The sequence below is a fragment of the Synechococcus sp. F70.1 genome, assembly GCF_047502745.1.
GTDB lineage: Bacteria > Cyanobacteriota > Cyanobacteriia > Thermostichales > Thermostichaceae > Thermostichus.
Genome location: NZ_JANSJL010000042.1, coordinates 22,215 through 29,732, shown reverse-complemented (window position 1 = coordinate 29,732; position 7,518 = coordinate 22,215). Strand labels below are relative to the sequence as shown.

Annotated in this window: 6 protein-coding genes and 2 tRNA genes; 5 read left to right on the top strand and 3 right to left on the bottom strand. The window is 61.2% G+C overall.

The window, feature by feature from the left end:
* Positions 1–129 precede the first annotated feature (129 nt).
* The gene (locus NW860_RS03460) at positions 130–270 is read right to left on the bottom strand and encodes a hypothetical protein (protein ID WP_414393716.1); all 141 of its coding nucleotides are present in this window, start codon (positions 268–270) and stop codon (positions 130–132) included.
* A 143-nt stretch (positions 271–413) separates the two neighbouring features.
* On the opposite strand from NW860_RS03460, the gene NW860_RS03455 reads away from it, so the two are divergent.
* The 4 genes from NW860_RS03455 (at position 414) to miaB (ending at position 5,668) form a co-directional block, all read left to right on the top strand.
* On the top strand, positions 414–1,001 hold the full coding sequence (locus tag NW860_RS03455) for a Uma2 family endonuclease (RefSeq protein WP_414393719.1): 588 nt from the start codon (positions 414–416) through the stop codon (positions 999–1,001).
* Between the two features lie 135 nt (positions 1,002–1,136).
* Entirely contained in the window at positions 1,137–2,654 is a 1,518-nt protein-coding gene (locus NW860_RS03450; protein WP_414512407.1) for a S41 family peptidase, read from the top strand.
* 138 nt (positions 2,655–2,792) lie between these two features.
* Entirely contained in the window at positions 2,793–4,142 is a 1,350-nt protein-coding gene (locus tag NW860_RS03445) for an adenylosuccinate synthase (protein WP_414393723.1), read from the top strand.
* A 164-nt stretch (positions 4,143–4,306) separates the two neighbouring features.
* Entirely contained in the window at positions 4,307–5,668 is a 1,362-nt protein-coding gene (gene miaB, locus NW860_RS03440; RefSeq protein WP_414393726.1) for a tRNA (N6-isopentenyl adenosine(37)-C2)-methylthiotransferase MiaB, read from the top strand.
* Here miaB and NW860_RS03435 read toward each other — a convergent pair.
* Positions 5,668–5,739, bottom strand: a tRNA-Thr gene (locus NW860_RS03435). The genes miaB and NW860_RS03435 overlap by 1 nt on opposite strands.
* Before the next feature lie 4 nt (positions 5,740–5,743).
* A tRNA-Tyr gene (locus NW860_RS03430) sits at positions 5,744–5,829 on the bottom strand.
* 144 nt (positions 5,830–5,973) lie between these two features.
* Between NW860_RS03430 and lysA the strand changes: the two genes are divergently transcribed.
* Positions 5,974–7,344, top strand: coding sequence for a diaminopimelate decarboxylase (lysA, locus tag NW860_RS03425; protein WP_414512405.1), 1,371 nt, complete (start codon positions 5,974–5,976; stop codon positions 7,342–7,344).
* Positions 7,345–7,518 lie beyond the last annotated feature (174 nt).

Here is a 7,518-nt window from a genome sequence, read left to right as displayed (position 1 = left end):
GAGCAGAGTAACCCCTTCCAGGAGATTTTGGAATGCCAGCTCTTCGACCTATGCCCGGTGTAAACCGGCGCAGTCGTTGTTGCCGAAAACTATGCTCTGGCTGAAGTCTCAGCCAGGGATCCCAATCCGCTAACACCCGCCGTATTTGCAGGCAATGTTGTCGGTCAACTGCCCAATGGCACTGAAGTGCAGGTCATGGTCGCCGATACCCTGGTGCGATACCTCTATCGGGGTGCAGAGGGATCCCTTGCCGAAGCAGCGCTGGCCCACTTCAACGAGCTTGCCACCAACTGGTTTTGTGCTCTGAGAATGGTGCTTGACAGGCACACAGAAGAGGTGCGCCTCAGGTATTGCAGCAGGGATCCATCCTCAAGCCCGGACAAAGTTTTGCATGGGAGTGTCCAGTTCCTGCCATGACGGTCTTAACACTCAATCTCAGCCCTTTGATGACTCTGACGCGGGAGGATTTTATCCGGCTGTGTGCGGCCAATCCTGAGCTAAAGCTGGAGCGCACCGCCCAGGGAGAGCTGGTGATTATGTCTCCAACCGGAGGTGAAATTGGCAACCTCAACTTTGAAATTGCGGGGGCAGTCTATGTCTGGAACCGCCAATCAGGTCGAGGCAAAGCCTTTGATTCTTCCACGGGGTTTTCTCTGCCCTCAGGCAGCGACCGCTCTCCCGACCTGGCCTGGATCCCGCTGGAAAAGTGGGAGGCTCTGGATCCCCAGACCCGCCGGGGATTCTTGCCCCTGTGTCCTGACTTTGTGGTGGAGATCCTCTCGCCCACCGATTCTTGGGTTCAAGCCCAGGCCAAGATGCAGGAGTACTTGGACAACGGCTGTCGCTTGGGGTGGCTTTTGGATCCCAAGGCCAAGCGGGTGATGATCTACCGGGCAGGACAGGCGCCGGAGCTAGTGGAAGACCCAGAAACCTTGTCGGGAGAAGACGTGCTCCCCGGCTTCACCCTGCCCATCCGCAAAATTTGGTCTGCCGAGAGCTAAGGGATCCGCAAAAGGGGAAACAACTGGTAGTGTCTTAATGGCTTAAAAAACAAGCATTTGGCCCTGCCGACAGGGTGGAGCAGATTGCCCAGGGTTTATCCTATTCACAGCATCTGCAAACAAGGGCAGGCCACCATGAAGGGGTTTACGCGGGCAATTCGGGTGTGGGGCACGGTCGTGGCGCTCAGCGGAGCCCTTCCTGGCAAAGTGATGGGACAGCCAGGCTTGCCGCCGGTGCCGGTCGTCCCCTCTGTTGAGGAGCCGAGAGTCGATCCAGTTCCTCCGTCCCCAGAGGTGTCCCCTGCTTCCAGGATCCCGGCCGCTTCCCCGCCAATGGGCCAGGATCTGCGCTACCTGGTGAGGTTGTTCATCAACGAGTCTTGGCAAGCGGGCAAGCAAGCTGCTGCGGTCAACTACAACGACCTCTACAGCCGCCTGTTGACCCGCACCTACAGGGATCCCCGCCCGCCTATCGAAGTCGAGTACGAGCTGATTCGAGAGATCCTGCGCGAATACGGGGATCCCGCCGATCGCTTCTGGGATCCGCAAAGCTTTAGGGACCTGCTCAACCGTCCTCGCCCACCTCTCCAGGCGCGTCAGATTGGCCCGCGCCAGGTTTACTTAGCGGTGCCGGAGCTCACCCCTGCCACTGCCCAGCAGATCCGCCAAGCCCTCTACACCCAGGATTACAGCCAGGGCATTGTCCTCGACCTGCGCGGGTCGGTGGGCTATGACCCGCAAGTGATAGCGGATGTGGCGCGCCTATTTTTGCCTCGCTCCGTGCAACCGCTGCTGGTTACCGAAGACCGCTTTGGTCAGTCCACCCGCTGGAACAGCGAAAACCTGCCGCTAGCGGCCGGGATCCCCTTGGTCGTCCTTGTCGACAGCAACACCCGCCAGGGGGCCACCCTCCTGGCAGCTCAGTTGGGAGCTAGCGGCAACACCGTTATTGTGGGACAGACCGCCCAAGGCAGCGAGCGGCAGACCCGCTTCTTTGCCCTTCCTTCTGGCGCAGCGGTGGAGCTGGCCGTGGCCACCTGGAAGACCGGCGATGGACGCTCCTTAGCCCAGGGCTTGGTGCCCCTGCAAAAGGTAGAGGGAGATGAGGACGCTTGGCTAAAGGCCGCTCTAGAGGCCCTGGCCCTACCCCCCCGCCAGCCCAGCCCCCCGCCCCGCCCCACCGTCCTGGTTCAAGAGGGCCGCGTCGGTCGCTTTGTCCTGGGCATGGATACCCGCAACGTCGACACCCACCTTTTGGGCAACGTGGATCTCATCCCCGCCGAGTCACGGGCCAACGTCTTTCAGCCCAACAGCGACCTGAAGATCTTCTACTTGCAGGACTACATCCTCTTTGCCTACCGCCGTCCGGGCGTCCTCAATAGCTTTTTTGCCGACCGCATCTACACCACCCACCCCGAAGCCATGACTGGCGAAGGGATCCGCATCGGCTCCACCTACTCGGAAGTCATTGCCACCTACGGCGGCCCCGGGGAAAATGGCTACAACGAGGTCGTGCCCTATCCCAAAGGGAGCCGGGAATACCTGCGCGACGACCGCTACTATGTCAACTACGACGCCCTCGGCCTGTCTTTTGCCTTTGCGGTGGGCTCTAACCGGGTTACCGCCATTGGCCTGTTCAAGCCGGGGAGTTGAGAGAGCAAAAAGTTAATCGATTGTTAACCTTTTTGTCAAAGGCCCTCAACACCAGCCGGAGCAATGGGGTAAATTAGTGCAGCGGCCCCGGAAGAGGGGTTTTTGTGCTGTTTACATTACCGACTGGGGGAGAAGCCTTTGGCAAACGTTGTAGTTGTTGGTGCCCAGTGGGGCGACGAGGGAAAAGGGAAAATTACCGACCTCCTCAGTGAAAAAGCCCATGTGGTCGTCCGCTACCAAGGCGGCGTCAACGCCGGCCACACCGTGGTGGTGGGGGGCCAGACCTTTAAGTTGCACCTCATTCCCTCTGGCATTCTCTATCCCGATAAGCGCTGTGTCATCGCCAGCGGCACGGTGATCGATCCCGAAGTCTTGCTGGCCGAGATCGACCAGCTGCACCAACTGGGGATCTCCACCCACAACCTCTACATTGCCGAAACGGCCCACGTAACCTTGCCCTACCACCGCCTCATCGACGTGGCCGAAGAAGAGCGGCGCGGCATCTACAAGCTGGGCACCACTGGGCGAGGCATTGGCCCCACCTATGCCGACAAGGCCGAGCGCATGGGCATCCGCGTCGTGGACTTGATGTACCCCGACCAACTGCGGGAGCGCCTCAGTTGGGCCATTCCCTACAAGAATGTTTTGCTGGAGAAGATCTACAACCTGCCCCCCCTGGATCCCGAGCCGATTATCGAACAATACCTGGCCTATGCCGAGCGGCTGCGCCCCTATGTTACCGACGCCGCCCTGCTTCTCACCCAAGCCATCGAGGAGCGGCAGAACATCCTCTTTGAGGGGGCGCAGGGTACGCTGCTGGACATTGACTATGGCACCTACCCCTACGTCACCTCCTCTCATCCCATTGCTGGCGGCGCCTGCGTGGGGGCTGGAGTTGGCCCCACCAGCATCGACCGGGTGATCGGGGTAGCCAAGGCTTACACCACCCGCGTCGGCGAAGGCCCCTTCCCCACCGAACTGAAAGACGAGATTGGCGCCTATTTGCAATCTGCCGGTGGCGAAGTCGGCACCACTACAGGGCGGCAGCGGCGCTGTGGGTGGTTTGATGGCGTCATCGGGCGCTACGCTGTGCGCATCAACGGCCTCGACTGCCTGGCCATCACCAAGCTGGATGTCCTGGATGCTCTAGACGAGATCAAGGTGTGTGTAGCCTACGAGTACCAGGGCCGTGAGATCCACCACTTTCCCAGTGACGCTCGGGTCTTTGCCCAGTGCAAACCCATCTACAAAACCCTGCCCGGCTGGAGGTGCTCCACCAAAGGCTGCCGCTCCGTTGAGGACTTGCCCCCCGAAGCCTACGACTACCTGAAGTTTTTGGCCCAGTTGATGCAGGTGCCGATTGCCATTGTCTCGCTGGGGGCCAGCCGCGACGAGACCATCATTGTCGAGGATCCCATCCACGGCCCTAAGCGCGCCCTGCTCTACCCCAACGGCAGCAAGCAGGTTCACGCCCTCATGCCGGACTGAGGATCGGCGGCTAGTCCCCTGGGGAGCACTGCTTTGGCAAAGCCAGCCCTAGCTTGGGCCGCCCCGAGGGGTCGAGGGAACCCTTGGAGTTGCCGCCACTGCTTCACTTAAGGATCCGCTAAGCTCAAAGGTAGAGATTGCTTGCCCTGTCTTCTGGTCTTCCCATGGCTGCTCCCACCTACTCCATCATCACCTTCGGCTGTCAAATGAATCGGGCCGACAGCGAGCGCATGGCCGGGATCCTGGAGTCGCTGGGGTATGTGCGCGCCGAAGACGCGCTGCAGGCGGACTTGGTTCTTTTTAATACTTGCACCATCCGCGACAACGCTGAGCAAAAGGTGTATTCCTACCTGGGCATCCAGGCGCAGCGCAAGCGGAAAAACCCCGCCATCAAGCTCATCGTGGCCGGCTGCGTGGCCCAGCAGGAGGGAGAGCGGCTGCTGCGCCGCGTCCCCGAGCTCGATCTAGTCATGGGCCCTCAGTACGTCAACCGCCTTGGGGATCTGCTGGCTCAGGTGGAGGCCGGCAACCAAGTGGTGGCCACTGAGCCCGTCGAGATCCCAGAAGACATCACCAAACCCCGCCGCGACAGCCGGGTAACAGCCTGGATTAACGTTATCTACGGCTGCAACGAGCGCTGCACCTACTGCATTGTGCCGCTGGTGCGGGGACGGGAGCAATCGCGCCAACCCCAGGCCATCCGCGCCGAGATGGAGGACGTAGCCCGAGCTGGCTACCGCGAGGTAACCCTACTGGGGCAAAACATCGACGCCTACGGGCGGGATCTGGATCCCAAGACCAACTTGGCCAGCTTGCTGCGCTTTGTCCACTCAGTGGAAGGGATCGAGCGGATCCGCTTTGCCACCAGCCACCCGCGCTACTTCACGGAAGAGCTCATTGCCACCTGTGCCGAGCTGCCTAAGGTGTGCGAGCACTTCCACATTCCCTTCCAGGCCGGCAGCGACGAAGTCCTCAGGCGGATGCGGCGCGGCTATACCCAGGAGCGCTACCGCCAGCTCATCCAGCTCATCCGCCAGTACATACCTGAAGCCACCATTAGCGCCGATGCCATCGTTGGCTTCCCCGGCGAAACAGAGGCCCAGTTCCAGGAAACCCTGCAACTGGTGAAGGATATCGGCTTCGATTTCCTCAATACCGCTGCCTACTCCCCCCGCCCTGGCACGCCAGCAGCCGAGTGGCCCGACCAAGTGCCGGAAGAGGAAAAAAGCGATCGCCTGCAACGACTCAACCGCCTGGTAGCCGAGGTGGCTGCCGCCCGCAGCGCTCGCCTGCTGGGCCAGGTGCAGGAGGTGCTGGTGGAGGGCCCCAACCCCAAAAATCCTCGCCAAGCTATGGGACGTACCCGCGGCAACCGCATCGTTTTCTTCGACGGCGATCCTGAACAACTGCTGGGATCCCTGGTGCCAGTGCGCATCACCGCCACGCGGGCCTTTTCCCTCAGCGGCGAGATTGCCAAGCCTGGGGAAGAGAAACCCCAAGCCGCAGAACTTGGGGCTTGCGCCTAAGCCCACGACGAGGATTGAACTCGTGACCTCCCCCTTACCAAGGGGGTGCTCTGCCACTGAGCTACGTGGGCGGCATGGTGGGCCGAGTTGGATTCGAACCAACGTAGGCGTAAGCCAGCGGATTTACAGTCCGCCCCCTTTAACCACTCGGGCATCGACCCATAGACGCTGGTCCTCCATGGTAGCAGAAAAAAGAGACTAATGCCCAGGAGCAATCTCTGCCCAGGGGGGTAGAGGGGATCTCCCCGAGGCCAAACTGGAGAGAAAACTTGGTAGGGTGGAAGACAGTCTTTTAGCTGGCAACTATGGTTTCAACCCTCGGCACGCCCCCTTCTGTGGTTTCTCCCAACCAGTCGCTACAGCCGTTAACCAGCCGCGTCAACAGCCAGGGCCACCTGGAAATTGGCGGCTGTGACGTGGTGGAGCTCGTGCGCCAGTTTGGCTCCCCCCTCTACATCCTGGACGAATGGACCCTGCGGCAGGCCTGCCGTCTCTATCGCGACAGCTGGGCCCGCTGCTACGCCGGCAGCTATCGGGTGTTGTATGCCACCAAAGCCTGGAGCTGCCTGGCCATCTGCGCCTTGGCGCTGCAAGAAGGGCTAGGTCTGGACGTGGCCTCTGGCGGCGAGCTGTACACCGCCCTGCAAGCAGGGGCCAAGGGGGAAGATCTCTACCTGCACGGCAACGCCAAGTCGGCAGAGGAGCTAGCCATGGCCCTTGAGGTAGGCTGCACTCTGGTGGCAGATAGCCTCCACGAGCTGCAGCAGCTGGCCGCTCTGGCCACCCCTGACCGGCCGGCCCGTCTGTTGGTGCGGGTTAACCCTGGTATTGACGTCCACACCCACGAGTACATCCGCACCGGCCAAACCGACAGCAAATTCGGCATTGGCCAATGGCAACTGCCGGAGGTGTTTGATTTTCTGGCAGCCCATCCCCAACTGCACTGCGTCGGGCTCCACGCCCACATTGGGTCTCAGATTTTTGACCTGCAAGGACACCGGGATCTGGCAGGAGTGCTGGCCCGCATTTGGCAGCAAGGGCTAGACAGAGGTCTGCCCCTTCAGGAGCTCAATGTGGGCGGCGGCCTGGGGATCCGCTACGTCGAGTCCGACGATCCCCCATCCATCTCCGAGTGGGTGGAAGCGGTGGCCACGGCAGTGCAGCAGAGTTTCACCGCCGCTGGGATCCCACTGCCCAAGGTGCTCTGCGAGCCTGGGCGCTCTGTGGTTGGGCCAGCGGCGGTAACCGCCTATACCTTGGGGGGCAAGAAGTGGATCCCGCCCAGCGACGACCTTCCCGAAGGCCGCCTCTATGTCACCATCGACGGCGGCATGTCCGACAACCCCCGGCCTATCACCTACGGGGCCCGCTACACCGCCCTCTTGGCCAACCGCCCCGAGGCCGAGGCCACCCAGCGGGTGACAGTGGCCGGCAAACACTGCGAGTCGGGAGATGTGCTCTTGAAAGATGTGCTTTTGCCCAACCCAGCGCCCGGCGAAGTCCTAGTTGTGTTGGCCACTGGGGCCTACAACTACAGCATGGCCTCCAACTACAACCGCTTTCCTCGGCCAGCAGCGGTGCTGGTTAACCAAGGGAAGGCCCAGTTAATCCTGCGGCGGGAAACTTATGCCGATTTAATCCGTCTGGATACCCTACCAGAGCAGTTACGGCGCTAGGGGGCTGCCCCAACCTGCCAAGGGGGATCTAGCCCGCTGGTCTCAACAGGGAAGAGCTGGAGGCCAGGGAGGAGAGCAATGGTAGGCTGGTCAGGGAACCAAAGTCCAGCAAGATTCTCACTGCAGGACAGCGCAGGCAGAAGGTCTGGAGCACGAGGGGAGGGTGAACGGGGT